The sequence below is a fragment of the Haloarcula sp. MBLA0163 genome (genome assembly GCF_055632435.1).
Window position 1 is genome coordinate 155,626 of record NZ_CM145745.1, and the last position, 26,325, is coordinate 181,950.

The window sequence follows — 26,325 nt, forward strand, 5'->3', positions numbered from 1 at the left end:
TCGGTCTCGTGGCTGTGCGTCTGGCTATCGCTCGGGGCGTCTCGTCGCCAGCGGCGACCTCGGCCGGTCCGTGACGCCGCCGACCAGCGTCCCGGCCATCGCGGCGAACAGCGCCGCGAGGGTGAGGAACGCCGCGGCGAACGCGGCGGTCGCGAGCGGGGTCGACCCCGCGAGGTCGGCCGCGACCAGCGTCAACAGGGCGAGTACGTGCCCGGCGAGCAGTCGTGTCTGTACTGTCTCCATTGCGGGTGTAGTTCGGCGCCGGAGGCTGTTAAGCGGCGCGCGAGCCGTGTCTACGAGGCACTGAGTGACACAGTCGCAGTAAGCTTGGCGTACCACTCGCGGGCGCTCGCGGGCGGGGCTCCGACCGGCAGTATAAGCGCGTCGAGGGCCAACACGGGTGTATGGACGTTGGCCGGTACGCCCCCTCGCCGCGGGCGGTCGACTGGGGACTGTTCGCCGCCGTCGCCGTCCTGCTGACGACGGGCGTGGCGACGATGTTCACCGGGACTCCGAGCACGGCGTGGGTCATCGACCTCCACGCTATCGCCGGGGTCGTCCTCGTCTGCCTGCTCCCGGTGAAACTGTGGCGGGTCCGCCGGCGGGTCGCGCCCGACCGCCTGACGGGGCGACGCCTCCTCTCGCTCCTGCTGGCCGCCGACGCGGCGGCGGCGCTCGCGACCGGCGTCTGGTGGATATTCGGCGGCTCGCTCGACCTGGGGCCCTGGGGGCTGTTTCACCTCCACGTCGGCCTCGGTCTCCTCGTCCCGCCGCTCCTGCTGGCGCACCTGCGCTACCGCTTCCACTCGCCGTCGAGCGTGACGCGCCGCGGGCGACGCGACGCCATCCGCTACGCCGGCCTCGTCACGGCGGGCGCGCTGGTCTGGCGGCTCCAGGGCCCGGTCAACGACGCCTTCGAGACGGCGGGGGCCGACCGGCGCTACACCGGGTCACGCGAGGAGGGGACCGACGCGGGCAACCGCTTCCCGGTGACCAGCTGGGTCGCCGACGACCCGGACCCCATCGACGCCGCGACGTGGCGACTGGCGGTCACGGGTCGGGTCGAGAGCGAGCGGGCGTACACGCTCGACGACGTGCCGACCGACGCGAGCGAGGACGCGGTCCTGGACTGCACGAGCGGGTGGTACTCCGGCCACGAGTGGCGGGGCGTCGGCGTCGGCGACCTGCTGGACGCGGCCGCGGCCGACGACGCCGCGAGGTGGGTGCAGTTCCGGTCGGTGACGGGCTACCGGTGGAGCCTCCCTATCGAGGAGGCCCGCGACGTGGTGCTCGCCACGCACGTCGACGGCGAGCGCCTCTCGCACGGCCACGGCTTCCCGCTCCGACTCGTCGCGCCGGGGCGCCGTGGGTTCCAGTGGGTGAAGTGGGTCGAGGAGGTCCGGGTGACCCGCCGGCGGGAACTCGGCGAGTGGCTGGCGATATTCGCCAGCGGGCTCTGAGCCTACAGCAGGGCCCCGATGGTCGCCCAGAGGTCCGGCCCTTCCGCCTCGTAGTGGATGGGGACGAACCCGGCGGCCCGGCCGCCCTCCACGTCGGCCTCGTACTCGTCGCCGACCATGACGTACTCGTCGGCCGGCAGGCGGTCGCGCAGGAGGTCGAACGGCGCGGCGTCGGGCTTGTGCGCCCCGGCCTCGTAGGAGGCGACGACGACGTCGAACAGGTCGGTCAGGTCGTGGTGGTCGAGCTTCCCGACCTGCCAGTCCCGGACCCCGTTCGTGATGATGGCGAGATCGTTGTCCTCGGCGAGCGCGGTCAGACTCTCGCGGGCGGCGTCGGGGACCTCCGTCGCGGCGTAGTCCTCCGTCCGGAGCGTCTCGACCATCGCGTCGGGGTCGGCGTCGACGCCGGCCTCCGCGACGACGGCGGCCATCGCCTTGCGGTGGGGGTCCGGTTCGAGCCCGTCGAAGGCGCGCTGGTAGGCCGACCGGCCGACGGCTTCGAGGTCGTCGTCGTAGGCGATGCCGTGGGCTTCGAAGGTGGCCTCGACCACGACCCCGTAGGGGTGCGTGTAGTGGACCAGCGTGCCGTCGAGGTCGAAACAGAGTGCGGTCGTCATTCGGGGTCGAGGGGCTGGCCGTCCTCCGTCGGCGGCGCGACGTAGTCGATGTAGCTCTCGGCGTCGGGTTCGCGCACGGTGACCTCGACGTGGATGTCGCCCAGTTCGGAGGGGTCGCCGACGGCGAAGTTGACCCGGCCCTCGAAGGCCGCCTGCTTCTTCAGGTCGAACGCGAAGGTGTCCCCGGCGAGCGAGTCGAAGAAGACGGACCGCGCGGTGTCGAGAATCTCGGCGCGGTGGAGCTCTTCGGAGAACCCCTCCATCGTGTGCACTTCGGCGACGAGCTCCCCGTCGCGGTGGTCGGGGTCGGCCTCGGGGAAGAGGTTCCGGATGGCGTCGGCGACGCGCGCGGTCACCTCGGTGTCGTTGACCGGCGCCGTTATCGACACGTCGACGCTGTAGACGGCGCTCACGAGTCGACCGCCCCCGGGCCGTCCCGCAACAGCGTGCGCACCTTCCGCTGGAAGGCCGCCAGCGACTCGGTGTTGTCCAGCGTGAGGTCGGCCATGTCCATGGCCTCGCCCATGCCGAAGCCCAGTTCCCGCTCGTCCCGTGCCTCTAGCGACTCGCCGCCGTCGTCCCCGCCGGCGTCGCGCCCGCGCAGGTCGAGCCGCTGTGCGCGCAGTTCGAAGGGGGCGTCGACTTTCACGAGCAGGAACGCCTCGCCGAAGGCGTCGCGGAAGGCGTCGACCTCGACGTCCGAGCGGATGCCGTCGACGAGGACGGTGTCGCCGTCGGCGCGTTCGCGTTCGATGACCGGGAGCGACCGCTCGGCGATGGCGCCCGGCCCGTTCTCCTCGCGGAGGGCCTTCGCGACCTCGCCGTGGTGGGTCGCGGGGTCCAATCCCCGCTCGCGACACTCCTCGCGGATGACGTCGCCCATCGTCACGACCGGCACCCCCATGTCGGCGGCGACGTTGGCCGCCTCGCTCTTGCCGCTGCCCGGTAGCCCGACGATACCGATGACTGTCATTGCCTGCGGTTTGTCGACAGCGGGCTAAAGACCTGCTGTTCTCGCAGTCGTCGGGCCGGCCGTCGCCAGTCAGCGCTCGCGGACGACGACGAACTCCGCGAGGTCGCGCAGGTACTCCATCGACTGGGAGTCCGGCGCGTTGACCGTCGAGAGCGCGTCCAGCGCGGCGTCGGACTCGGCACGCGCACGGTCGTTGGCCTCCTCGGTGGTCAGTTCGGTCACCTCGACCAGCGAGGGGCGTTCCATCTCGGCGTCGTGGCCCGTCGGCTTCCCCAGCGTCTCGGCGTCGGCCGTCGCGTCCAGCACGTCGTCGCGCATCTGGAACGCGACGCCGACGCGTTCGGCGTACTCGCCCATCGCCTCGACGGTGTAGGCGTCGGCGTCGGCGGCGATGGCGCCCAGCTCCGCGGCGGCCCGGAACAGCGCGCCGGTCTTGCGGCGGGCCAGCTGCATGTACTCCTCCTCGTTGCTGGGCTGGGCGACCAGTTCGGTCGCCTCGCCCTCGCCCAGTTCGACCATCGCCTCGGAGACGGTCTGCATCGCCCGCTCGTCGGCCGAGAAGAGGGCGAAGGCCTCTCCCAGCAACCCGTCCGAGGCGATGATGGCGGGGCCGTGGCCGAACTCCGCCCACGCCGCCGGGGTGCCGCGGCGCAGCTCGGACTCGTCGATGATGTCGTCGATGACCAGAGAGGCGTTGTGGACCAGTTCGATGCCGACGGCGAAGTCGACGGCGTCGGCGGGGTCCCCACCCAGCGCCTCGCAGGCGAGCACCGTCACCGTCGGTCGCACGCGTTTCCCACCCGAGAGCGCGACGTGACGGACCTCGTCGGCGAGTTCCGACGGTTCGACACCGTCCAGGACCGCCTCCAGTCGCTCTTCGACGCGGTCACGACGCCGCTCGAGATACTCCATTACGTACCGGTTGGGGCCTCCGGAAAAAGTACCTGACGACCCGCTTCGCCGGTCGACGTCACGCGACTCACCGGGAGCAGGAGAGACACCGACGTCGGCCGGCTATCCGTTCAGGAACCTCCTACTAGCCGCCGAACTCCTCGATGAGCGCGGGCACGACCTCGAACAGGTCGTCCTGGATGCCGTAGTCGGCGATGTCGAAGATGGGCGCGTTGGGGTCGGTGTTGATGGCGACGATGGTGTCGCTGCCCTTCATGCCGGCGACGTGCTGGACCGCCCCGGAGATGCCGATGGCGATGTACACGTCGGGTGTGACGACCTTCCCCGACTGCCCGACCTGCCGGTCCTTCGCCAGCCACCCGTTGTCGATGAGCGGCCGGGAGGCCGACACCGTCGCGTCCAGCGCCTCCGCGAGGTCGAATATCAGGTCGAGGTTCTCCTCCTCCTCGATACCGCGGCCCACCGAGACGAGGACGTCGGCGTCGGCGATGTCCACCTCGCCGCCCCCGACCTCTTCGAACCCGGTGACCGTCGACCGGACCGCCGACTCGTCGACCTCGGCGTCGAACGCCTCGACGGCGGCGTCACCGGTCCCCTCTGCGGTCGGCCACTCGGCTGGTCGGACCGTCACCGCCGCCCGGTCGGCGTGGACGTCGATGGTCGTCTCGACCTTCGACCCGTACAGCTCGCGGGTCGCCGTGAGCTCGTCGCCGTAGTCGAGGTCGACGACGTCGGTCACCAGCGGCCAGTCGAGACGCCCGGCGACGGCGGGCGCGTAGTCCAGTCCGTTGACGCTGTTGGGCATGACGAGCAGGTCGGGGTCGACGGCGTCGACCAGTTGGGGCACGACCTGTGTGTACACGTCGTGGTTGAACTCCTCGCCCTCGTCGACGGTGTGTATCGCGTCGACGCCCTCGCGGTTCAGCCGCTCGGCGAACGCGTCGACGTCGCCGCCGACGACGGCCGTGTGCAGGTCGCCACCGGTCGCGTCGGCCAGTTCGCGGCCCGCGGTCAGCAGCTCGAGGCTCACGTCGCGCAGTTCGCCCCGGCGGTGGTCCGCGACGGTGAGGACCGTCATCAGCTCCCCACCCCCTTCTCGCGGAGCAGCGCAGCCAACTCGCCGGCCGTCTCCTCGGCGCTCCCCTCGAACACCGTCGCGTCACCCTCGCTCTCGGGTTCGTAGAGGTCGGTCTGTTCCAGCGGGCTCTCGATGTCCGCCGCCGCGAGGCCGAGGTCGGCGAGCGTGTACTCGGCCAGCTCCTTGCTCTGGGCCTGCCGGATGCCGCGGAGGCTGGCGTAGCGCGGCTCGTTGATACCCGTCTGGATGGTCAGCACCGCCGGGAGCTCCACGTCGGTCAGCTCCTCGACGCCGCCCTCCAGTTCGCGGTGGACGTGTGCGACGCCGGCCTCGCGGTCGAGGTCGAGGTCGTTGACGACGGCCGCCCACTCCATGCCGAGGTGTTCGGCCAGCGTCACGCCGGTCGCCCCGAACCCGTCGTCGGCCGACTGCACGCCCGTGAGCACGAGGTCGGGGTCCTCCTCGGCGGCGACGGCGGCGATAAGTCGAGCTTTCGTCTCTGGGTCCAGCAGTCCCGCCGCCGCGAGTGCGTCGTCCCACACACGGACCGCGCGGTCGGCCCCCTTCGCCAGCGCCTGCCGGATCGTGTCCTCGGTGTCGGCGTCACCGATGGTCACGGCCACGACCTCCACGTCCTCGCCGGCCTCCTGTATCTGGACGGCCGCCTCGACGGCGTAGTCGTCCCACTCGTTGAGGTCGTACGTGACGTACCGGTCGTCGATGCCGAGTCCGTCTATCTCGAACTCGTCGTCGACGTCTGCCACCTCCTTCACCGTGACAAGTATTTTCATACCACGCAGTGGGACCGGACGGCGAATAAACGTTTCCGAACCAGAAACCACTACGCTGGGGTTTACGCGGACTACTCGTCTATCTCGGTGACGTCCTCGTCCGGGAAGGAGATGAGGTTCTCCCGGCCGATACGGAGCTTGTCGATGCGGTCGTCCTCGTCCATCGCCGAGAGCAGCTGCGACACCTTCGCGTTCGACCACCCGGTCTCCTTGACGATGCGGGCCTGCTTCATCCGGCCGCCGTTCTGCTCGAGGAGGTGCTCGACGCGCTCCTCGTCGCTCAGCAGGGTGAGGTCGACGTCATCGTCCGCGGCGTCGGCCGACTCCGCCGCCGACGCGCCGTTGGTCGCCTCCGCCGTCCCGGCGTCCGGCCCCCCGTCGTCGGTCGTGCTCGCCGCACCGGCCGCCGGGACCTCGCCGTCACGGTCGATGTACCGCGCCGCCACCACGAGTCCGATGACGAGCATCAGGGCGGCACCCAGCCACAGCGGCGGGTCGCTGAGCAACCCACCGCCCGGCGTCTCTTCGGACCCGGGGACTGACGTCTCGTCGTCCCCGGTGTAGACGATCTCGAGATAGCCGGGCTCGAACGTCCGGGGGCCGACGAACCGGAGTTCGCCGTTCTGGACGCCCATCGTCGGGGGCGAACTCTGGACGCCGTAGCCGGCCGGTGCCGAGATGACGAGCGTCTGGTTCGCCGTGAGGGTGTCGAGCCACGTCCCACTGGGCGTGTCGAACGCGTCGTCGATGACGAGCCGGTCGCCTTCGACCGTGGCGAAGTTCTCCCAGGTGAACTCGAGGACGAGGGTCCCGCGCTCCTCGTTGACGACGTAGTCCCTGCTCATCCCGGTGACGGCCATCTCGCGGCCCGTCGCCGCCGTCGCGGCCTCGTTGGCCTCCCGGAACGCCGTCTCCCAGCCGGTCTCGGCCTCGCCGTCGACGTACTGCTGGGCGAGTTCTTCGAAGGCCTCCGTGTCGTTCTGGTCGTCGAGCGCGTACGTGTCCGTGATCGTCCAGCGCGCGTCACCGTTCCGCTGTAGCTGGAGGTAGAACGTGGTGTTCTCGGTGACCGGCGTCGGCGTCTCGGTCGCCGTGGTCTGCGAGGCGGCGACGCCGCTCGACAGGGCGGGCGCCGCTGCGACCGACGACGTCGCCAGCGCCGCGACGAGGACGATGAGGAGGGCGGCGGATATCCGCGAGGACATTTCCACACGTGGATGCTCAGTCCGTCGGCAAAACCCTTTCCATCCGCGAATAAAACGTCAGCATCCTTTTTGAAACGTTTCGAGCCCTCTCATCCGTCTATCCGTGCTACGGCAATAGGGGGATTTTTGTACTCTCCGCATCAACCCGGTGGTGATGCGACTCCTCCCTGCCCTCCTCGTCGCACTGCTGTTCGTCAGTGCGGCGGTCGCCCCCGCCGCTGCCTGGGACGCGACGCCCGCGCAGTCGGTCCAGGAGACGTCCGTCGACCCGCGCATTACGCCGATTCCGAACACGACGAACCACCTCACTATCCCTCCCAGCGAGATCCAGTCGTCCGGGTTCAACGAGACCGGCGTCGACGTCGGCACGGCGGTTGCCGCCGGGTCCAGACAGCTCCACCAGCGTCACGAGGCGTCGGCGTTCGAGAAGCGGTTCCGGCGCGCCGACTCGGAGTTCGAACGGCGGCAGCTCGTCCGCGAGACGATATCTGACGCCGAGAGCACATCCGCTCGGCTACAACAGCGCCAGCGGACGGCCGTCCGGCGCTACGCCGCGGGCGAGATATCCGAGAGCGAACTGCTCCGTGTCCGCGTGCTCGTCGACGCGGAGTCGCGCGTCCTGCTCGACACGCTCGACCGCATTTCGTCGGCCCAGCAGCTCGAACCCGACTACTCGATGACAAGCGGTATGGAGACCCGCCTGCGGAACACCGAGGGGCACTTACAGCTACTGAACGGCCCAGTCAGCAAACAGGTGCGTGCGAGCGTCGCGGGCGCCGCCGACCCGAGCGTCGTGTACGTCGAGGGTGCCGCGGACGGGTACATGCTCGCGACCGTCGGCGACGCGTACGTCCGTGAGACGTATCTCGGCAGCGAGCGACGGCCGGCCCAACAGGACCAGTTCGTCGCGGACGCCTCCGAGGACACGAACCGTCTCGACCTGGCCGACAGCCGTGCCTCGGAACTGTACACGTGGCTCTACGAGCGACAGCGGCCGAGTTTCACGTACTACGGCACCTCGGGGATCTACGAACTGACCGCCAACCACCCCACCGGCAGGCTCACGGCGTACCTCGACGGCGGGACGACGAACGTCTTCTACGAACTCCAGCACCGCCAGTTGGCGACCGTCCAGCCCACCGCCTCTCGGCAGGCGGTCAACGGCTCGCTCAAAGTGGAGGTCCAGCGAGCGTACGAGACCGGCCCCCTCTACGTCTCGGCGACGGACAACGAGACCGGGTCGCCGGTCGGCGGCACCGTGCACGTCGACGGTCACCGTGTCGGTGCGACCGGGGCCGACGGCGTCCTCTGGACCGTCGAACCGCGCGGTCAGTACACGGTGACGGTGACGGCCGCCGACGGCACGCAGACGACGGTTACCGTGCCCGCACGCTGAACACTGGGCGGTAGTCGGGGCGTAACTGCCCGTCGAGCGCACTGCGGCCCGACGTGTGCTGACCGCCCGGCGATGCCGGCCTACTCCGGGACGTCGGCGATGGTGGTAATCGCGCGCGGACTGCCCGGTCGGGACTGCTGGATGTGGTGTTCGAACGACTCGTAGCCGGCGGCCTCGAACATCCGGTCGGCCTCGTCCTCGTCGTAGAACAGCATGATGGCGTCGGCCATCTTCTGGAAGATGGAGGAGTTGGGGTAGTCCGGGCCGACGATGAGCACCTTGCCGCCGGGCTTCGTGATGCGGCGACACTCCTCCAGGGCGTCGACGGGGTTGGGCCAGTACTCGATAGAGCCCGACGACCAGACAACGTCGAAGCTGTCGTCCTTGAACGGGAGCCGCTCGGCGTCGCCCATGTGGAACCTGACGTTCCCGTGTTTGCCGAACTTCTGGTAGGCTTTCGAGAGTTGGTGGGGGCTCTGGTCGAGTCCGTAGACGGTGTCGACGTGCTGGAGCAGTCCTTCGGTGGCGAAGCCGGTGCCACAGCCGACGTCCAGGACGCGGTCCTCGGGGTCCAGGTCCAGCATCTCGATGGCCTCGTCACGCATCCGCTCGTCCCAGATGAATGGGTTGATGGTATCGTACACCTTCGAGAGGTACTTGTAGAACGTCCGCGCGCGAGCTTTGTTCTCGAGGACTCCCATTACCGACTCGTTAGTGGTTCGCGGTCATAATTCCCCGGATTTCGGCCTGGGGACGCCTGCCGGTCCGATTCGGCGGTTGCGTGTGCCTGCCACGCACGCACCGAAAATTCGCAACTACCAAATAGGCGCTCTAACAACGGGCACACGATTAGAGAATGCCACGGCCAGAAGTTCTAGACCGGATAAAGGAGGCCGAGCAGGAGGCCGACGACATCGTCGCTGAGGCCGAAGAGTACCGCGAGGAGCGGATCGCCGAGGCTCGCGAAGAGGCCGACGAGATTCGCGAACAGGCCCGCGAGGAAGCCGAAGCGGAGGCCGAGGAGCGCCTCGAGGAGGCACGCGAGAAAATCGAGGCCGAGCGCGAGGAACTCATCGCCGAAGGTGAGCAGGCCCGAGCCGAACTCGAGGAACAGGCCGCCGGTCGCGAAGACGAGGTGGTCGAATACGTGACAGACCTCTTCGAGGAGGCGGTACATGCTCAGACCTGAGAAGATGTGCCGCGTCTCGGTGACGGGGTCGAAGCGGACGATGGAGTCGGTCATCGAGGCAGTCCACGACCTCGAGATGCTCCACGTCACCGAGTACGACGGCTCGTGGGACGGGTTCGAGCCGGGCGACCCAGTCGACGGGGCGGACGAAGCGTCTGACCTGCTGGTGACCGTCCGGTCCCTCCAGTCCATCCTCGACGTCGACGAAGAGAACGCCGGCCCGGCGCGGCTGGTGACCGACGACGCGCTGGAGGACGACCTCGAACAGGTCCGCACCGAAGTCAACGAACTCGACGACCGACGCGACGACATCCGGTCGGAACTTCGCGAGGTCGAAGAGCGCATCGACACGATGGCGCCGTTCGTCTCGCTGGGTATCGACCTCGACCTGCTGGGTGGCTACGACTCGCTCTCGGTCACCGTTGGGGAGGGCGACAGCGAGGCAGTCGTCGCGGCACTCGCCGAGAGCGAGATAGAGCAGTACGAGACCTTCAGCGAGGACGGCGTGGTCGCCGTCTTCGCACGGGCCGACGAGAGCACGCTACAGGACGCGCTGGTCGGCGTCTCCTTCACCGCACTGTCCGTCCCCGACGGTGACGGCGACCCGACAGAGTACTTAGAGGAGCTCCAGCACCGGAAACAGAAGCTCGAGTCGAAACTCGCGACCGTCGAAGACGAACTCAACGACCTGCGACTCGACTACGCGGGCTTCCTGCTCGCGGCCGAAGAGAAGCTCGCTATCGAGGTCCAGAAGGCCGAGGCACCGCTGACGTTCGCGACGACGGAGAACGCCTACGTCGCCGAGGGGTGGATTCCGAACGACCGCTACCCCGAGTTCGAACAGGACCTGCAGGCCGCCGTCGGCGACGCCGTCGACATCGAGAAACTCGAAGTGGCCGAGTACGACGACGAGGGCCACGCCGAGTCACACGAGGAGGTCGACCAGGAGCGCGGGAGCGGCGGCGAACCCGCCGACACCGGCGTGGTCGCCGAGACCGACGAGGACGGCGAACCCCGTGAGGCCGCCGCCGACGGCGGCGTCATCACGATGGGTGACGACGCCCCGCCCGTCATCCAGGACAACCCGGGTGCGGTCAAACCGTTCGAGTCGCTCGTGGAGGTCATCAACCGCCCGAAGTACAGCGAGTTCGACCCCACGGTCGCCTTCTTCCTGACGTTCCCGGCGTTCTTCGGGTTCATGATTGGCGACTTCGGCTACGGGTCGGTGTACCTGCTGCTGGGGTACCTCCTCTACACGCGCGTCGACAGCGACGTGCTCAAGAGCCTCGGTGGCGTCGCGATGTGGGCCGGTGGCTTCACGATGCTGTTCGGTATCCTCTACGGCGAGATATTCGGTCTCCACCAACTCGGTGAGATTCTCTGGGGCGGCAACCCGCCGATTCACAAGGGGCTGCAGCCACACTACGGTGAGTACGCGCTCGGCTGGCTGGTGCTCAGCCTGCTCGCCGGGATGGCCCACCTCGCAGTCGGATGGATATTCGACTTCATCGAGAACCTCGGCCACGGGCTGAAAGACGCGGTCCTGGAGAGCGGCTCCTGGCTCATGATGCTGTTCGGTCTCTGGGCCTGGATATTCGCCGGCGCCAGTGGCAGCGCGCCGGGACTGCTCGTCGGCCCCGAGAGCGTGTTCAACGGGCACCCGTTCCCGCTCGGCTTCGCTGGACTGCCCGACGCAGCCGGCCTACTCGGACTGGCCGTCTTCGGCGTCGGACTCATCCTGCTGGTCGTCGGTGAGCCCATCGAGGGCGTCGAGTTCCTCAACGTGCTGGTCAACGTCCTCTCGTACACGCGACTGGCGGCGGTACTACTCGCCAAGGCGGGGATGGCCTTCGTGGTCAACCTCCTGTTCTTCGGCGTGTTCGTGACCGGTGAGGGCGCAGAGGCCGAGTGGCACTTCGGTATCACCCACTCGCCAGCGCACATGCTCGAACAGGGGACCTACCACGGCCACGAGGTCACTGAGGTGATGTTCGGCGGGCTGATGCACTCCGGTATCGCCGGGGTCATCGGCGGCCTGCTCGTCCTCGTGGTCGGGCACCTGCTCGTGCTCGTGCTGGGTATCACCAGCGCCGGCCTGCAGGGGGTTCGTCTCGAGTACGTGGAGTTCTTCGGGAAGTTCTACGAGGGCGGCGGCAAGCCCTACTCCCCGTTCGGCTACGAGCGGACGTACACGACCGAAGACTAACTGTACCCGCGGCTCCGGCCGCGTTTTCGCTTCTCATCCCGTCTCAGTGACATCGCTTCCATCATCGTGAGACGACTGGTACCATCTCCCAATCCTACGCTTCTAAAACGCCCGAAACGCACGCTGACGAACCACTTTGGGAAGCTTTATGAACTACGTGGAATCACATACGCCTGTTCGGATACGACCAATCCAATAGTTCACATCCATGATAGAAACTATCGCACTCGTCGTCAACGCTGTACTGCAGGAAGGTGCCAGTGCCCCAGCTATCCCCCCGGCAGCCGGTGCCGCACTCGCGGTCGGTCTCGCTGCGCTCGGTGCGGGTATCGCCGAGCGTGGTATCGGAGCCGCCGCCGTCGGTGCCGTCGCGGAGGACGAGAGTATGTTCGGGCGTGGCCTCATCCTGACGGTCCTCCCGGAGACACTCGTCATTCTCGCGCTGGTGGTCGTCTTCGTCGTCTAATCACCCCTCCCTTTTCCAACAATGAGTCTTCAAACAGTCGTAGAGGACATTCGAGACGAGGCCCGCGCGCGTGCAGACGAGATACGCGACGAGGCCGAGGAGCATGCTGACGACATCATCTCCGAGGCCGAGGCCGACGCCGAACGCATCCGCGAGGAGCGCGAAGCGGCGGTCGAACGCGAAATCGAGCAGGAGCGCGAACAGCGTCTCTCTTCGGCGAAACTCGAGGCAAAGCAGGCCCGCCTCGGCGCCCGTCGCGACGTCCTCGAGGACGTACGCGAAGACGTCGAGGACGCCCTCGCCAACCTCGAGGGCGAGCGCCGAGAGGAGCTGACTCGTACCTTGCTCGACGGCGCTGTCGCCGAGTTCGACGACGACGCGCAGCTGGCGGTCCACGGGCGCGCCGAGGACCAGGACCTCCTCGAAGATGTCCTCACAGACTACGACGACGCAACGTTCGCCGGGGAGCACGACTGCCTCGGCGGGGTAATCGTCGAGAGCGAAGCCTCTCGTGTTCGTGTGAACAACACGTTCGACTCCATCCTCGAAGGAGTCTGGGAGGACAATCTGAAAGACATCAGCGAGCGACTCTTCGAAGACCAATGAGCTCGCGAGGATCGGCAAAGCGCGGCCAGGGAAGCAACTACGAGTACGTCGTCGCCCGCGTCCGCGCCCGTCGAGCGGCGCTGTTCGACGACGACGACTACCGGAAACTCGTTCGCATGGGGACGGGCGAAATCGCCCGTTTCATGGAGGAGACCGAGTACGAGACCGAGATGAACGCACTCGGGTCGCGGTACTCCGGTATCGACCTCGTCGAGTACGCGCTCAACCGGAACCTGGCGAAGCACTTCCACGACCTGCTGGACTGGGCCGAAGGTCAGCTGTACGACTACGTCGCCCGGTACCTCAGGAAGTTCGACGCCTGGAACGTCAAGACCGTCATCCGTGGCGTCTACTCCGAGGCCGAGGAGTCGGAGGTCGACGACGACCTCATCCGTGCCGGCGAGTTCGACGACAAGCTCCTCGACCAGCTACTCACGCTCGAGAGCATCGAGGAAGTCGTCGAGGCGCTCGACGGGACCATCTTCGGCGACTCACTCGAAGAGGCGTACGCGGACTTCGAGGAGTCGGGCGTCCTCGTCCCGCTGGAGAACGCCGTCGACCGTGCGTTCTACGAGACGCTGCTCGCAGACCTGCCCAGCGGCCCGGAAGCCGGCAGCGCGACGGCGCTGTACGTCGAGTTCCTCCAGGCCGAAGTCGACTTCCGGAACCTCCGGAACGCGCTGCGACTGGCCCGGAGCGGGGCCGACGTGGACCCCGGCGAGTACTACATCGACGGCGGTCGGCTGTTCGACGAGCGGACGCTCGCCCAGCTGGCGAGCGACACCGACCAACTGGTCAACGTGGTCCGCGAGAGCACCTACGGTGACGACTTAGAGGAGGCCCTCGAGACGCTCGAGGACGCCTCGAACCTCATCGACTTCGAGCGCGCGCTCGACGTGGCGCTGCTCGAGTACGCACACCAGTTGTCGAACCGCTACCCGCTGTCGGTCTGTCCGGTGCTGTCGTACATCCTCTCGAAGGAACGAGAGGTCGACAACATCCGCGCCATCGCACGCGGCCGGGAGGCCGGACTCGGACCCGACGAGATCGAACAGGAACTGGTGATACTATGAGCCAGGAGATAGCAGTCATCGGGAGCCCGGAGTTCACGACGGGGTTCCGACTGGCGGGCGTCCGCAAGTTCGCGGACGTGCCCGCAGACGAGAAAGACGAGCGGCTGGACGACGCCGTCGAGGAGATGCTCACGGACGACGACGTCGGCATCGTGGTGATGCACGACGAGGACCTGGAGCACCTCTCCCGTGGCGTCCGGAAGGACGCCGAGACGAGCGTCGAACCCGTCTTGGTGACGCTCGGCGGCGGCACCGGCAGCGGCGGACTGCGTGAACAGATCAAACGAGCCATCGGTATCGACCTGATGGACGAAGACTAACTATGAGTCAAGCAACAGAATCCGACGTCCGCGAGGACGGCATCATCGAAAGCGTCTCGGGACCGGTCGTAACGGCTCGAGACCTCGACGCCCGGATGAACGACGTCGTTTACGTCGGTTCGGAAGGGCTGATGGGCGAGGTCATCGAGATCGAAGGCAACATCACCACCATCCAGGTGTACGAGGAGACGTCCGGCGTCTCCCCGGGTGAACCGGTCGAAGGGACCGGCGCACCCCTCTCCGTGGACCTCGGGCCGGGGATGCTCGACGCCATCTACGACGGCGTCCAGCGCCCGCTCGACGTCCTCGAGGAGAAGATGGGCTCGGCGTACCTCGACCGCGGTGTCGACGCGCCGGGTATCGACCTGGAGAAGACCTGGGAGTTCGAGCCGACCGTCGAGGAGGGCGACACGGTCGAGTCCGGCGACATCGTCGGCATCGTCCCCGAGACGCCCAGCATCGACCACAAAGTGATGGTCCCGCCCGACTACGAGGGCGGCGAGGTCGCCTCGACCGAGTCCGGCAACTTCACCGTCGAGGAGACGGTCGTCGAACTGGACAACGGCGAGGAGATCCAGATGCGTCAGGAGTGGCCGGTCCGCAGTCAGCGCCCGGCCGAGGAGAAGGAGACGCCGACGGAACCGCTCATCTCCGGCCAGCGCGTGCTGGACGGCCTGTTCCCCATCGCGAAAGGTGGGACCGCGGCCATCCCCGGTCCGTTCGGCTCCGGGAAGACGGTCACCCAGCACCAGCTCGCGAAGTGGGCCGACGCGGACATCGTCGTCTACGTCGGCTGTGGCGAGCGTGGCAACGAGATGACCGAGGTCATCGAGGACTTCCCGGAACTGGAAGACCCCATCACGGGCAACGCCCTGATGGACCGGACCTGCCTCATCGCGAACACGTCGAACATGCCGGTCGCGGCGCGTGAGTCCTGCGTCTACACCGGTATCACCATCGCGGAGTACTTCCGCGACATGGGGTACGACGTCGCGCTGATGGCCGACTCCACCTCCCGGTGGGCCGAGGCCATGCGCGAGATCTCCTCGCGTCTCGAGGAGATGCCCGGCGAGGAGGGGTACCCCGCGTACCTCTCCGCTCGCCTGAGCGAGTTCTACGAGCGCGCCGGCTACTTCCAGAACATCAACGACACCGAGGGGTCGGTCTCGGTCATCGGGGCCGTCTCCCCGCCGGGTGGGGACTTCTCGGAGCCGGTCACCCAGAACACGCTGCGTATCGTCAAGACGTTCTGGGCGCTGGACGCCGACCTCGCCGAACGCCGGCACTTCCCCTCCATCAACTGGAACGAGTCGTACTCGCTGTACCGGGACCAGCTCGACCCGTGGTTCGTCGAGAACGTCCGGGAGGACTGGCCGGAGACGCGCCAGTGGGCCATCGACACGCTGGACGAGGAGGCCGAACTGCAGGAGATCGTCCAGCTCGTCGGGAAGGACGCGCTGCCCGAGGACCAGCAGCTCACGCTGGAGATCGCCCGCTACCTGCGTGAGGCGTGGCTCCAGCAGAACGCGTTCCACCCGACGGACACCTACTGTGAGCCCGAGAAGACGTACCGCATCATGAACGCCATCAAGACGTACAACGACGCCGCCTTCGACGCGCTCGAAGCCGGCGTCCCCGTCGAGGAGATCACCGACATCGAGGCCGCCCCGCGGCTCAACCGTATCGGTGTCCAGGAGGACTACAACGAGTACGTCGACGACCTCGAGGACGACATCACCTCGGAGCTCCGGGAGCTGTACTAACAATGAAAGAGTACCAGACAATCACAGAGATTAGCGGACCGCTGGTCTTCGTCGAGACCGACGAACCGGTCGGGTACGACGAGATCGTCGAGATCGAGACCGGCGACGGCCAGACGCGCCGTGGCCAGGTGCTCGAATCCGCGAGCGACTACGTCGCCATCCAGGTGTTCGAGGGCACGGAGGGTATCGACCGCGACGCCTCCGTCCGCTTCCTCGGCGAGACCATGAAGATGCCCGTCACCGAGGACCTCCTCGGGCGGGTGCTGGACGGGACCGGCCAGCCTATCGACGGCGGGCCCGAGATCGTCCCCGACGAGCGCCAGGACATCGTCGGCGCGGCTATCAACCCCTTCTCGCGGGAGTACCCCGAGGAGTTCATCCAGACGGGCGTCTCGGCCATCGACGGCATGAACACGCTCGTCCGCGGGCAGAAGCTCCCCATCTTCTCGGCGTCGGGGCTGCCCCACAACGACCTCGCGCTCCAGATCGCCCGTCAGGCCTCCGTGCCTGAAGAAGAGGAGGGCGACGACGAGGACGGTTCGGAGTTCGCCGTCATCTTCGGCGCGATGGGTATCACGGCCGAGGAGGCCAACGAGTTCATGGACGACTTCGAGCGCACCGGTGCGCTGGAACGCTCGGTCGTCTTCATGAACCTCGCGGACGACCCCGCCGTCGAGCGGACGATCACGCCGCGACTCGCGCTCACCACGGCCGAGTACCTCGCCTTCGAGAAGGACTACCACGTGCTGGTCATCCTGACGGACATGACCAACTACTGCGAGGCACTGCGCGAGATCGGTGCCGCGCGTGAGGAGGTCCCCGGCCGGCGTGGCTACCCCGGGTACATGTACACGGACCTGGCCCAGCTCTACGAGCGGGCCGGCCGTATCGAGGGTCGCGAGGGGTCTGTCACCCAGATCCCCATCCTCACGATGCCGGGCGACGACGACACGCACCCGATCCCGGACCTGACCGGGTACATCACCGAGGGCCAGATCTACATCGACCGCGACCTCAACAGCCAGGGCGTCCAGCCGCCGATCAACGTCCTGCCGTCGCTGTCGCGCCTGATGGACGACGGTATCGGCGAGGGGCTGACCCGCGCCGACCACGCCGACGTCAAGGACCAGATCTTCGCCGCGTACGCGGAGGGTGAGGACCTGCGCGACCTCGTGAACATCGTCGGCCGCGAGGCCCTCTCCGAGCTCGACAACAAGTACCTCGACTTCGCGGACCGCTTCGAGGACGAGTTCGTCGACCAGGGCTTCGACGAGGACCGCGACATCGACGAGACGCTCGAACTCGGCTGGGACCTGCTCTCGATGCTCCCGAAGGACGCACTCAACCGCATCGACGAGGAGCTCATCGAGGAGCACTACCGCGAGGAAGAGCAGGCTGAAGAAGTCGCCGCCGACTGACGCCGGCTCCGTCGCCGTCCTGCCGACCGCCGTTCCGGTCGCTTTCGGGGCCGACCGAATCGCCGATTCTTCGATGTGACTCGATCCAGCCCAGAATTTGGAAGCAGCGGGGCCGCAATATTTGTCGACTGTCACCAAACTGTTTGGGTACATTAAACTTTACTTGTGCAGTCTAAAGTACGGATGCACTATGCCACAACCAGGAGGCGAATCGATATGGCTTTGGCTCGGCACAGCAGGCATGTTCCTCGGCATGCTGTACTTCATCGGCCGAGGGTGGGGAGAGACCAACGAACGGCGACAGAAGTTCTACATCGCCACGATACTGATAACGGCGATAGCGTTCGTAAACTATCTCGCCATGGCACTCGGGTTCGGCCTGACGATAATCGAGTTGCCGAACGACCCCGAAGCGCCCATCTACTGGGCACGGTACACTGACTGGCTGTTCACGACGCCGCTGTTGCTGTACGACCTCGGGTTGCTCGCCGGGGCGGACCGCAACACCATCGCGACGCTGGTCAGCCTCGACGTCCTGATGATCGGCACCGGCGTCCTCGCGACGCTGTCGGCCGGGAGCGGTGTCATCTCGCCCGGCGCCGAACGCCTCGTGTGGTGGGGCATCAGCACGGCGTTCCTGCTCGTGCTGCTGTACTTCCTGTTCAGTTCGCTGTCCGGTCGGGTCAGCGACTTACCGAGCGACACACAGAGTACGTTCCGGACGTTGCGGAATCTCGTGACCGTGGTCTGGCTGATATACCCGGTCTGGTGGCTCGTCGGTACCGAGGGACTCGGTCTCGTCGGCATCGGTATCGAGACGGCCGGGTTCATGGTCATCGACCTCGTCGCGAAGGTCGGCTTCGGGTTCATCCTCCTGCGGAGCCACAGCGTGCTCGACGGCGCCGCGGAGAGCGCGCCGACGGGCGCGACGCCCGCCGACGACTAGGCTGACCTGCGCAGTGCGAGGACGCCGCCTCGAGCGGCCCTCGCGCCGATAGAACGGTCGACCGCGGGACTCGCCGCGAGTTCCGTCGCGGGGATGGTGGGCAGTGACGGCAGACCGCCTCCATCCGGCCAACCAGCCGCCGGGGGTTCGACGACAGACGTCGCGCAGTGTCCGACGAGCGGTCGACCCCCGCTTTTTCGCCGTCCACACCGGATAGCCACCGCTATCGGCCCGGGCCGACTGAAAACGGTTAACTGGCTACGCCCGAAACGGCCCGGTAATGGCGAAGGACGTCAAACCCACCCGGAAGAACTTGATGCAGATAGAGGACCGCATCGAACTCTCCGAGCGTGGGCACGACACGCTGGAGAAGAAGCGTGACGGCCTCATCATGGAGTTCATGGACATCCTCGACCAGGCACAGGACGTCCGTGACGACCTCGACGACTCCTACGACCGCGCACAGCGCGCCATCAACATGGCCCGCGCGATGGAGGGCGACGTCGCCGTCCGGGGCGCGGCGGCCGCCCTGAAGGAGCACCCCGAACTGACCACGCAGTCGAAGAACATCATGGGCGTCGTCGTCCCGCAGATCGACTCGAAGGGCGTCCGCAAGTCGCTGGACGAGCGCGGCTACGGCGTGATGGGGACCTCCGCCCGCATCGACGAGGCCGCCGACGCCTACGAGGAGCTCATCGAGAACATCATCCTCGCGGCCGAGGTGGAGACGGCGATGAAGAAGATGCTCGAGGAGATCGAGACGACGAAGCGCCGCGTCAATGCGCTGGAGTTCAAACTCCTCCCGGACCTCTACGACAACAAGGAGTACATCGAGCAGAAGCTCGAGGAACAGGAGCGCGAGGAGATCTTCCGGATGAAGAAGATCAAGGCCAAGAAGGAGGAAGAGGAAGACGCGCTCGCCGCGGAGGAAGACGAAGACGAGGAAGTCGAACCGCTGGCCGCGGACGACTGAGGCCGGTATACCTATCCACACGCCGTCCGTCTGTTCTCTATGTCCTGTTCCGAGTGTGGTGGCGAAACGCTCGCCGTCCCAGTTCCCGCCGAACTCCGCGAGTACCTTCCCGGAAACGCCGCCGGTGCGACCATCTGTCGGACCTGTCTGGCGATGGGGCCGTCCGAGGACCCGCCCGAGTCCACGCCCGACTTGACGATCATCGACGACGCGATGCCCAGCGACGCCGCGGCCGGCGTCCCGATGGTGCTGTTGCTGGGGTTGCTGGACTCGCTGGCGCTCCACCGACAGGAAATCACGGCGCTGCTCGAGCGCGTCGAACGGGCCGGCACCGACCCGCTGCTCGTCGTCGACCGACTGGCCGACAACTACGGCGACGACGCCCACGTCGACCTCGCGCGCCGACGCCACCAGCTCGAACAACTGCTCTGAAGACTACCTCACTAGTAAGGTACAACGGGTTAGTAGTGACCACGACTGTATCTAGGCGCAGTTTCCGAGCGTGTGTATCCGTTCGCGGACGGACGGCCTCCCCACTACCCCCACTACGCCGTTCCGTCCACCCCCGTTCCCCATTCTGACCGACCGACCAGCGCCGTGGCCGTCCCGTCTCAGTCCGTGTCGGTACCACTGGACAGGACGGCGACGACCCCGTCGGCCTCGACCGACCCGGACACGGTGCCGGTGCGCTCGTCGACCGTGGCGTTCGAGCGTCGCGTCCAGTTCCCGTCCGTCCACTGCCAGAGGGCGACGCGCCCGCCCGTCCGCGTGACCGCCTGTCGGTCGTAGCCGAGGCGGACATCGACCGTCGCGTTGCGCCCGTCGGCCGTCCTGAGGCGCACGCCGTCGCTGACGACCGTCGCGTTCGCGGGCGGGGCAGGTGGCGTGGACACCACGGCGATTCGCTCGACACCGCCGGTCCAGTCCACCGTCGTCCGTGTGCCGAGGCGGACGTCCTCGGCGACGACGCCGCCGACGGCGCTCCTGCTCAAGTAGGCACCACCACCGTTGTCCCGGACCGTCACGGTCCGGAGTCTGTCCTCGTCCGCGGGGTCGCTCAGGACGCCGGGGCCGCTGTTGCCCGCCACCGTCGCGTTCGTGACGACGTTCCCGGCACTGTCGGCGAACTCGATACCGGGGCCGCCGTTTGCCAGCACGCGCGCCCCAGACAGTCGGTTCCGAGCGACGGCCGTCGAGAAATAGACCCCCTCGTCGTCGTTGTCGAGCGCGGTCACGTCACGGAACGCGCTGTTGGTCACCTCCTGTGCGAGATACAGGCCAGTGTCGTCGTTGCCGGTGACCGCGAGGCCCGTGGCGCGAACGTCGGCGGTCTCCCAGAGGAGGACGCCGTCGGACCCGCCGCTCGCGGTGACGTTCCGGAGCGTCGACCCGTCGGCGTCCAGTACCCGGACGCCGAACCGGTTCCCGGTCGCGGTGACGTCCTCGAGCGTCGCCCGGGGACCGTCGCGAGCGAAGACGCCGAGCGCGACGCCGGTCCGCCAGCCCTCGACGCGCACGTCGCGGACGGTGACGTTCGACAGTTCGGGGCCGCGGCGACGCTGCTCGGCGGTCCCGTTGAACACGAGGATGCCGGTCCCGTCGGCGGACCCGCTCCCCGTGACGGCGTGCCCGTTCCCGTCGATGGTCACGTCGTCCGACCGGACGTACAGGCAGACGCCTCCCTCGGCCGAGAGGTCCGCGGTCAGCTCGTACCGACCGGGGTCGTCGACGACGGTACACGACGACACCGGCGTCCCGCCGCCGGTCGACTGCTGGGCGAGGCCCGTCCCGGCCAGTGCGAGGCCGACGCACAGTCCGACGCCGAGGAGACAGTACAGCACGACAGTGCCGGGTCTCGCGGCTGTTTCGCGGTACATACCGACCGGTCAGGCAGCGGCCGTATTGTTATCGAGGTGCCACTCAGAGTAGGACCGTCTTTGCGCCGCCCGATGGCCGGTAATCGGGGCTTAGCTGTCGAGAATCCGGGTCGCGGACGGGGCTCAGACGCCCGTCGAGTACCGCAGGAGTCCGGCGACGCCGCCGAACGCGGTCAGGAGCTGTTCGCCCTTCTCGAAGTCCGTCGAGATGAACATCGTCTCCGTGCCGCGCTGGTCGGCCAGCTCCATCAGGTGGTCGATGGCGTCCTCGCGCTCGCCCTCCTCTGCGTCGACGCCCGCGGCACACCGCGTACAGTCGTGGTCGGGCGTGGCCGTGCTGCTGTCGATGAGTTCGAACTCGTCGTGGCCGTTCTCGCAGGTGTAGGCGACGACGTCCTTCCGGAGGTCCTCGGAGATGAGAAGCGTCTCCACGGCGCCCATGTTGAGGTTCTGCCGCGTCTGGTCGAACCCGTAGGTGGCCTTGTCGCCGTCGTGGAGCTGTTTGAAGAACTCCTCCATGACCTGCTTGTCCTCCAGCATCTCGTGCTGGGCCAGCACCTCGTCGGCGGCGTCGACGAGGTCGTAGAGGCCGGACTCGTCGGTGTAGGCCACGTCGAACTTCCCCAGCACCATGTCCTGTAGCTCGTGGTGGAGGTAGTCGCCGTCGAGGAACTCGTCTTTCGTCGGCGAGGGGCCGCCGACGAGGACGCCGTCCATCTCGTGGCGGTCGGGGACGAACAGGTCGTTGGCCATCCCCGCCACCTCCTGGTAGAAGTTGTCGATGGCTTCCAACCGGAGACGGGCGAACCGCTGGGCGGACTGACCCCCTTTGCGCTGTTTGCCGGGCACCAGCGATGAGGCGGACTTGACCGGTTCGACGCGCTTGCCCTTCAGCCACCCGACGTTGGCCTCGCGACGGTCCAGCACGATGAGGCCGAACAGCCCCTTGTCGGCCAGCATCTCCTCCAGCGGCCCGGTGAGGAAGTTCGAGTCGCAGTGATAGCGGAACGACTGGATGGGGTCCGGCGGGCTCTCCAGCACCTTGGTCACCATGTCGGTGCGGCCGCCGCCGGTGTCGATGGCGCCGGAGAAAAGCACCATCCCGTTCGCCGGTGCGGTGTCGTAGTAGCGCAGGCGGTCCTTGATGGAGGTCAAGGCGTCCTGCACCGCGGTGCGGGTGTCCTTCGACTTGATGTTCGAGGCCTCGGAGTGCTCCTGAGTGACGTGGGCGACGACGTCGCTCAGCTGCTTGTCCTCGGGAACGTAGATAGAGACGAGCTGTGTCCCCGAGCCCTGGTAGCCTTTGAGTTCCTCGATTACCTTCCGGAACTCGTACTTCTGTTTGTCCGACTGCTCCTGTCCTTCCTGCTCGCTCATTACCCTGTTTTCGCCGACGTTGCGTAAGAACCTGTTGACAGCGAGGGGCGCGACCCTCCGAGACAGAGCACGGCCGAACGGCCCGCAAACCGGTAGTGCGTGCGTCTGCGTCCCGGGCGGCGGCAGTACCGCCGGACGGTGAGTGACTCGGCGTCGTCGGTCGACGGACGCGCACCCGACGAAATTGTACTGTGGTAACAATTAACAGAGTAGCGAACGATAGCCGAGGTGCGTACCGACGGCACTCGTCGGACACCGACGTTCTCGGCAGGGCGCGCACGAGGTACGACAATGTCCACAGAAGCCAACACGGCACTGGTTCGGCGGTATCTCGACGCGTTCAACCAGCGTGACCGCGAGACGATGACCGACATCCTCGCCGACGACGTGGTCGAACACGGCCCCCACGAGACACTGCGGGGCGTCGACGAGATCCTGGAGTTCCTCGACGTCCACTTCGAGGCCTTCCCGGACTACGCGGGACAGACGGACCACGTCGTCGCCCAGGACGACAAGGTGGTCGTCAGGTACACCGTCAGCGGGACACACTCGGGGACCTATCAGGGCATCGAACCGACCGGTCACACCGTCGAGTGGACCGGACTCGTCATGTATCGCATCGCCGACGACGAGATCGCGGAGATCTGGCTCGAAGCCGACCGACTGGGGCTTCTGGAGCAACTCGAGGCGTTCGACCCGCCGGCACACCTGCGGGTGTGAGCGCGGTCGGCGGCCGAGAGGGCCACCCGCCCTCACTCCTGCCAACCCGGCTCTGGTGGCCCGCCACAGTCGGGGCACTCGGCGTCGTGTCGCAGCGCCGTGGACTCGAACTCCCGACCGCAGTCGTAACAGCGGTACGTGTAGGTCGTTTCCGGCCTGAGGAGGCCTTTGAGCGTTTCCAGCACCATAAATGTAGAAGTTCCAACTGGTGCGGGTTAAATAGTGGTACTAGTTACCGAAACACGTGCGGAGTTCCGGCTCGACTCCGCCCGTCTGGCCAGGGTGTGGCACGCAGACGCAGGGACAGCCGGGTTTATATGAGTGCCCGTACAGGGGACACACAATCAGATTATGGCGGGGTACGTATGTACTGTCGCGGGCGGGAAAGGCGGCGTCGGGAAGACGACGACCGCGGTCAACGTCGGTGCCGGCTTGCAGGAACTCGGCTACGACGTGGCCGTCGTCGACGCGGACCTCGGGATGGCGAACCTCGGCGCGATGCTGGCCGTCGAACCCGAACAGAGCCTCCACGAGATACTGGCGGGCAACGCGGCGGTCAGCGAGGCGCTGACGGACGCCGCCGGTGGGCTGACGGTCATCCCCGGCGAGCAGTCGCTGGAGGCGTTCGCCGACGCCGACCCCGCGAAGCTCCGGAAGGTCATCAAGACCCTGCGCAACGCCTACGACGTCGTCCTCATCGACACGGGTGCGGGGCTGAGCCACGAGGTGGCGGTCCCGCTGGGACTGGCCGACGGCATCGTCCTCGTGACCACGCCCGACGACGTCGCCGTCGGCGACACCGTCAAGACCGCCGAGCTCGCCGAGCGCATCGACGGGAAGGTCATCGGCGCCATCATCAACCGCGTCACCCGGCACACGGACGTCGCCGCCATCGCCGACCGGCTGGAGTTCCCGCTGCTGGCCGTCGTCCCCGACGACACGCAGGCGACGACGGATGAGCCCCTCGTCCTCAACCACCCCGAGAGTCCCGCCGCCGACGCCTACCTCCGCCTGACCGACGCGCTCGAGGGCCTGTTCTTCGAGGGGGCGACCGTCGAGGAGGACGTCGACACCATCGTCGACGACAGTTGGTTCGTCGACGAGGAGGAGGCCACGGAGGCGGACACCGACGAGGAGGAGTCGGGCGGCGGCGTCTTCGGCCTGTTCAACTGACGGCTTCGGCGTTTTCCACCCGCTTCACATCGACGTCGGCGCCTCGACCCCGACGGCATCGAGGGCGTTGGCGACCGTGTGGCGCGTACTGGCCACGAGCGCCAGCCGTGCCGCCCGCGTCTCTGGGTCGGCGTCCAGCACCGGACACTCCCGGTAGAAGGCGTTGAACGTCTCGGCGAGCGTGCGGGTGTAGGTGGCGACGCTGTGGGGTTGGAGGTCCTCGGCGGCCTCATCGATGACCGCGGGGAACCGGGCGATGACGCGAAGCAGGTCCCGTGCTTCGGGCTCGGTCAGCGCGTCGACGTCCGGGTCGCTCGGGACCGTCTCGACCTCGTCCAGAATCCCACAGCAGCGGGCGTGGATGTACTGGACGTAGGGGGCGGACTGGGCCTCGAAGTCCAGCGCGCGGTCCCACTCGAAGGTGATGCCCTTCGTCGGCTGCTTCGAGACGATGTCGTAGCGGACCGCACCGATACCGACCTGGTGGGCGATACGCTCGACGTCCTCGTCGTCCAGTTCGCCGCGCGAGCGGTCGTCGAGCCGCGACTCGACCTCCTCACGGGCGCGGGCGATGGCCTCGTCCAGCAGGTCGTCCAGGTCGATGCCGGTCCCCTCGCGGGTGCTCATCCCGCCCTCGGGGAGGTTGACCCACGAGTAGAACACCTGCCGGAGCTGGTCGGTGTCGTTGCCCAGCAGGTCGAGCGCGGCCGAGAGCTGGTCGGCCTGCAGCTTGTGGTCCTCACCTAGCACCGTGACGGCGCGGTCGTAGTTGTCGAACTTCCACTCGTGGTGGGCGAGGTCGCGGGTCGTGTACAGCGACGTGCCGTCCGAGCGGAGGAAGACGAGGTTCTTCTCGAAGTCGGGCAGGTCGAGTTGCCACGCGTCGTCCTCGTAGACGGCGCAGTCAAGCTCCTGCAGCCGGTCGACCAGTTCGTCGGTGCTCCCGTCGCGCATGAACCGCGTCTCCTTGACGAACTCGTCGAACTCGGCGGGGAGGCGGCCCAGCGTCGCCTGCATCCCGCCCAGCACGGTGTCGACGACCTCGGCGACGCGCTCGTACGCCTCCTCGTCGCCCGCCTCGAGGCCCTGCAGGATGGCCTGTATCTCGGCCTCGGCGGCCTCCACCTCGTCGGGGTCGCCGTCCTCGAGGAAGGAGTTGCCCTTCCGGTAGTAGCGGACCATCTCGTACTCGGGGGAGTCACGCTCGGGGTCGGGGAGGTCGGACTCGTCGAACGTCTCGTAGGCCCACGTGAACACCGCAATCTGGCGGCCGGCGTCGTTGACGTAGTAGTGGCGGTCGACGTCGTAGCCGGCGTAGTCGAGCACACGGGCCACCGCGTCGCCGATGATGGGGTTCCGGGCCCGGCCGACGTGGACCGGGCCGGTCGGGTTCGCCGACGTGTGTTCGACGACGACGCTCGTCTCGCGGTCGGGGAGGTGGCCGTAGTCGTCGTCGGTCGCCGCGTCGAGCGTCTCCGCGAAGTAGGCGTCGCTCGGGAGGAAGTTCACGTACGGTCCCTGCGTCGTGACGGCGCTGACGTAGGTCAGCGAGTCGACGTCGACGGCGTCGGCGACGTCGGCCGCGACCTTCGGCGGCGGCGCACCGACCTCGCCGGCGAGTCGGAACGCCGCGCTCGACGCGAGGACGGCGTCGACGTCTTCCGGCGGTTCCTCGATGCCGAGGTCCTCCGTCGGGAGGTCGAGGGCGTCCAGTGCGGTTTCGAGGGCGTCCTCGACCTCCGCACGCATCTGTAGAAACATACCGGGTGTATCGGAGGGCCCGATT

At 67.4% G+C, this 26,325-nt stretch carries 28 protein-coding genes; 15 read left to right on the forward strand and 13 right to left on the reverse strand.

Features of this window, described 5'->3' with window-relative positions:
- Positions 1-24: 24 nt before the first annotated feature.
- Complete coding sequence (locus ACV7GQ_RS00810) at positions 25-243, reverse strand: hypothetical protein (protein WP_470311664.1); 219 nt, start codon at positions 241-243, stop codon at positions 25-27.
- A gap of 161 nt (positions 244-404) precedes the next feature.
- Between ACV7GQ_RS00810 and ACV7GQ_RS00815 the strand changes: the two genes are divergently transcribed.
- A complete protein-coding gene (locus ACV7GQ_RS00815) occupies positions 405-1,460 on the forward strand; it encodes a molybdopterin-dependent oxidoreductase (RefSeq protein WP_470311665.1) in 1,056 nt (351 codons plus the stop codon).
- A gap of 2 nt (positions 1,461-1,462) precedes the next feature.
- Here ACV7GQ_RS00815 and ACV7GQ_RS00820 read toward each other — a convergent pair whose 3' ends face one another.
- The 7 genes from ACV7GQ_RS00820 to ACV7GQ_RS00850 form a co-directional block, all read right to left on the reverse strand.
- Entirely contained in the window at positions 1,463-2,077 is a 615-nt protein-coding gene (locus ACV7GQ_RS00820; protein ID WP_470311666.1) for an HAD family hydrolase, read from the reverse strand.
- Positions 2,074-2,490, reverse strand: coding sequence for an RNA-binding domain-containing protein (locus tag ACV7GQ_RS00825; protein ID WP_470311667.1), 417 nt, complete (start codon positions 2,488-2,490; stop codon positions 2,074-2,076). The genes ACV7GQ_RS00820 and ACV7GQ_RS00825 overlap by 4 nt, the downstream gene beginning before the upstream one ends.
- Entirely contained in the window at positions 2,487-3,050 is a 564-nt protein-coding gene (locus tag ACV7GQ_RS00830; RefSeq protein WP_470311668.1) for an AAA family ATPase, read from the reverse strand. Before ACV7GQ_RS00830 ends, ACV7GQ_RS00825 begins: the two co-directional genes overlap by 4 nt.
- 69 nt (positions 3,051-3,119) lie before the next feature.
- Positions 3,120-3,962, reverse strand: a complete 843-nt coding sequence (locus ACV7GQ_RS00835) for a polyprenyl synthetase family protein (RefSeq protein ID WP_470311669.1) — start codon at positions 3,960-3,962, stop codon at positions 3,120-3,122.
- Between the two features lie 124 nt (positions 3,963-4,086).
- Entirely contained in the window at positions 4,087-5,040 is a 954-nt protein-coding gene (locus ACV7GQ_RS00840; protein WP_470311670.1) for an electron transfer flavoprotein subunit alpha/FixB family protein, read from the reverse strand.
- A complete protein-coding gene (locus tag ACV7GQ_RS00845; protein ID WP_470311671.1) occupies positions 5,040-5,831 on the reverse strand; it encodes an electron transfer flavoprotein subunit beta/FixA family protein in 792 nt (263 codons plus the stop codon). The genes ACV7GQ_RS00840 and ACV7GQ_RS00845 overlap by 1 nt, the downstream gene beginning before the upstream one ends.
- A 71-nt stretch (positions 5,832-5,902) precedes the next feature.
- Positions 5,903-7,036 carry a helix-turn-helix transcriptional regulator gene (locus ACV7GQ_RS00850; RefSeq protein ID WP_470311672.1) on the reverse strand — a complete coding sequence of 378 codons (1,134 nt, stop codon included), beginning with the start codon at positions 7,034-7,036 and terminating at the stop codon, positions 5,903-5,905.
- A 154-nt stretch (positions 7,037-7,190) separates the two neighbouring features.
- Between ACV7GQ_RS00850 and ACV7GQ_RS00855 the strand changes: the two genes are divergently transcribed.
- The gene (locus tag ACV7GQ_RS00855; RefSeq protein ID WP_470311673.1) at positions 7,191-8,432 is read left to right on the forward strand and encodes a DUF7096 domain-containing protein; all 1,242 of its coding nucleotides are present in this window, start codon (positions 7,191-7,193) and stop codon (positions 8,430-8,432) included.
- An 80-nt stretch (positions 8,433-8,512) separates the two neighbouring features.
- Here the strand turns inward: ACV7GQ_RS00855 and ACV7GQ_RS00860 are convergent, their stop codons facing one another.
- The gene (locus ACV7GQ_RS00860; protein WP_470311674.1) at positions 8,513-9,133 is read right to left on the reverse strand and encodes a methyltransferase domain-containing protein; all 621 of its coding nucleotides are present in this window, start codon (positions 9,131-9,133) and stop codon (positions 8,513-8,515) included.
- A gap of 155 nt (positions 9,134-9,288) precedes the next feature.
- On the opposite strand from ACV7GQ_RS00860, the gene ahaH reads away from it, so the two are divergent.
- The 11 genes from ahaH to ACV7GQ_RS00915 all read left to right on the forward strand — a co-directional run bounded on the left by ahaH (position 9,289) and on the right by ACV7GQ_RS00915 (position 19,824).
- A complete protein-coding gene (ahaH, locus tag ACV7GQ_RS00865; protein WP_470311675.1) occupies positions 9,289-9,621 on the forward strand; it encodes an ATP synthase archaeal subunit H in 333 nt (110 codons plus the stop codon).
- On the forward strand, positions 9,608-11,827 hold the full coding sequence (locus ACV7GQ_RS00870) for a V-type ATP synthase subunit I (RefSeq protein ID WP_470311676.1): 2,220 nt from the start codon (positions 9,608-9,610) through the stop codon (positions 11,825-11,827). The genes ahaH and ACV7GQ_RS00870 overlap by 14 nt, the downstream gene beginning before the upstream one ends.
- A gap of 208 nt (positions 11,828-12,035) precedes the next feature.
- Positions 12,036-12,293, forward strand: coding sequence for a F0F1 ATP synthase subunit C (locus ACV7GQ_RS00875; protein WP_470311677.1), 258 nt, complete (start codon positions 12,036-12,038; stop codon positions 12,291-12,293).
- 21 nt (positions 12,294-12,314) lie between these two features.
- Positions 12,315-12,899, forward strand: a complete 585-nt coding sequence (locus ACV7GQ_RS00880) for a V-type ATP synthase subunit E (RefSeq protein ID WP_470311678.1) — start codon at positions 12,315-12,317, stop codon at positions 12,897-12,899.
- A complete protein-coding gene (locus tag ACV7GQ_RS00885; protein ID WP_470311679.1) occupies positions 12,896-13,972 on the forward strand; it encodes a V-type ATP synthase subunit C in 1,077 nt (358 codons plus the stop codon). The genes ACV7GQ_RS00880 and ACV7GQ_RS00885 overlap by 4 nt, the downstream gene beginning before the upstream one ends.
- On the forward strand, positions 13,969-14,292 hold the full coding sequence (locus ACV7GQ_RS00890) for a V-type ATP synthase subunit F (protein WP_470311680.1): 324 nt from the start codon (positions 13,969-13,971) through the stop codon (positions 14,290-14,292). Before ACV7GQ_RS00885 ends, ACV7GQ_RS00890 begins: the two co-directional genes overlap by 4 nt.
- 2 nt (positions 14,293-14,294) lie before the next feature.
- The gene (locus tag ACV7GQ_RS00895) at positions 14,295-16,055 is read left to right on the forward strand and encodes an ATP synthase subunit A (RefSeq protein WP_470311681.1); all 1,761 of its coding nucleotides are present in this window, start codon (positions 14,295-14,297) and stop codon (positions 16,053-16,055) included.
- Between the two features lie 2 nt (positions 16,056-16,057).
- Entirely contained in the window at positions 16,058-17,473 is a 1,416-nt protein-coding gene (locus ACV7GQ_RS00900) for an ATP synthase subunit B (RefSeq protein ID WP_470311682.1), read from the forward strand.
- A 190-nt stretch (positions 17,474-17,663) separates the two neighbouring features.
- Positions 17,664-18,419 (forward strand): bacteriorhodopsin, encoded by a 756-nt coding sequence (locus tag ACV7GQ_RS00905; RefSeq protein ID WP_470311683.1) that lies wholly within the window; start codon positions 17,664-17,666, stop codon positions 18,417-18,419.
- 280 nt (positions 18,420-18,699) lie between these two features.
- Positions 18,700-19,392 (forward strand): V-type ATP synthase subunit D, encoded by a 693-nt coding sequence (locus ACV7GQ_RS00910; protein ID WP_470311684.1) that lies wholly within the window; start codon positions 18,700-18,702, stop codon positions 19,390-19,392.
- Between the two features lie 39 nt (positions 19,393-19,431).
- Positions 19,432-19,824 carry a DUF6276 family protein gene (locus tag ACV7GQ_RS00915; RefSeq protein WP_470311685.1) on the forward strand — a complete coding sequence of 131 codons (393 nt, stop codon included), beginning with the start codon at positions 19,432-19,434 and terminating at the stop codon, positions 19,822-19,824.
- A 179-nt stretch (positions 19,825-20,003) separates the two neighbouring features.
- Here the strand turns inward: ACV7GQ_RS00915 and ACV7GQ_RS00920 are convergent, their stop codons facing one another.
- Positions 20,004-21,269 carry a right-handed parallel beta-helix repeat-containing protein gene (locus ACV7GQ_RS00920; protein WP_470311686.1) on the reverse strand — a complete coding sequence of 422 codons (1,266 nt, stop codon included), beginning with the start codon at positions 21,267-21,269 and terminating at the stop codon, positions 20,004-20,006.
- A gap of 123 nt (positions 21,270-21,392) precedes the next feature.
- Positions 21,393-22,646: a peptide chain release factor aRF-1 gene (gene prf1 / locus ACV7GQ_RS00925; RefSeq protein WP_470311687.1), complete on the reverse strand. Its 1,254-nt coding sequence runs from the start codon at positions 22,644-22,646 to the stop codon at positions 21,393-21,395.
- 291 nt (positions 22,647-22,937) lie between these two features.
- Here prf1 and ACV7GQ_RS00930 point away from each other — a divergent pair, with 291 nt between their 5' ends.
- Positions 22,938-23,366, forward strand: a complete 429-nt coding sequence (locus tag ACV7GQ_RS00930) for an ester cyclase (RefSeq protein WP_470311688.1) — start codon at positions 22,938-22,940, stop codon at positions 23,364-23,366.
- Positions 23,367-23,398: 32 nt separating this feature from the next.
- On the opposite strand, the gene ACV7GQ_RS00935 is transcribed toward ACV7GQ_RS00930, so the two are convergent.
- Positions 23,399-23,554 (reverse strand): FmdB family zinc ribbon protein, encoded by a 156-nt coding sequence (locus ACV7GQ_RS00935; RefSeq protein WP_470311689.1) that lies wholly within the window; start codon positions 23,552-23,554, stop codon positions 23,399-23,401.
- A 163-nt stretch (positions 23,555-23,717) separates the two neighbouring features.
- Between ACV7GQ_RS00935 and ACV7GQ_RS00940 the strand changes: the two genes are divergently transcribed.
- Positions 23,718-24,539, forward strand: a complete 822-nt coding sequence (locus ACV7GQ_RS00940; protein ID WP_470311690.1) for a MinD/ParA family ATP-binding protein — start codon at positions 23,718-23,720, stop codon at positions 24,537-24,539.
- 24 nt (positions 24,540-24,563) lie between these two features.
- On the opposite strand, the gene argS is transcribed toward ACV7GQ_RS00940, so the two are convergent.
- A complete protein-coding gene (argS, locus tag ACV7GQ_RS00945) occupies positions 24,564-26,300 on the reverse strand; it encodes an arginine--tRNA ligase (RefSeq protein WP_470311691.1) in 1,737 nt (578 codons plus the stop codon).
- Positions 26,301-26,325: the final 25 nt, after the last annotated feature.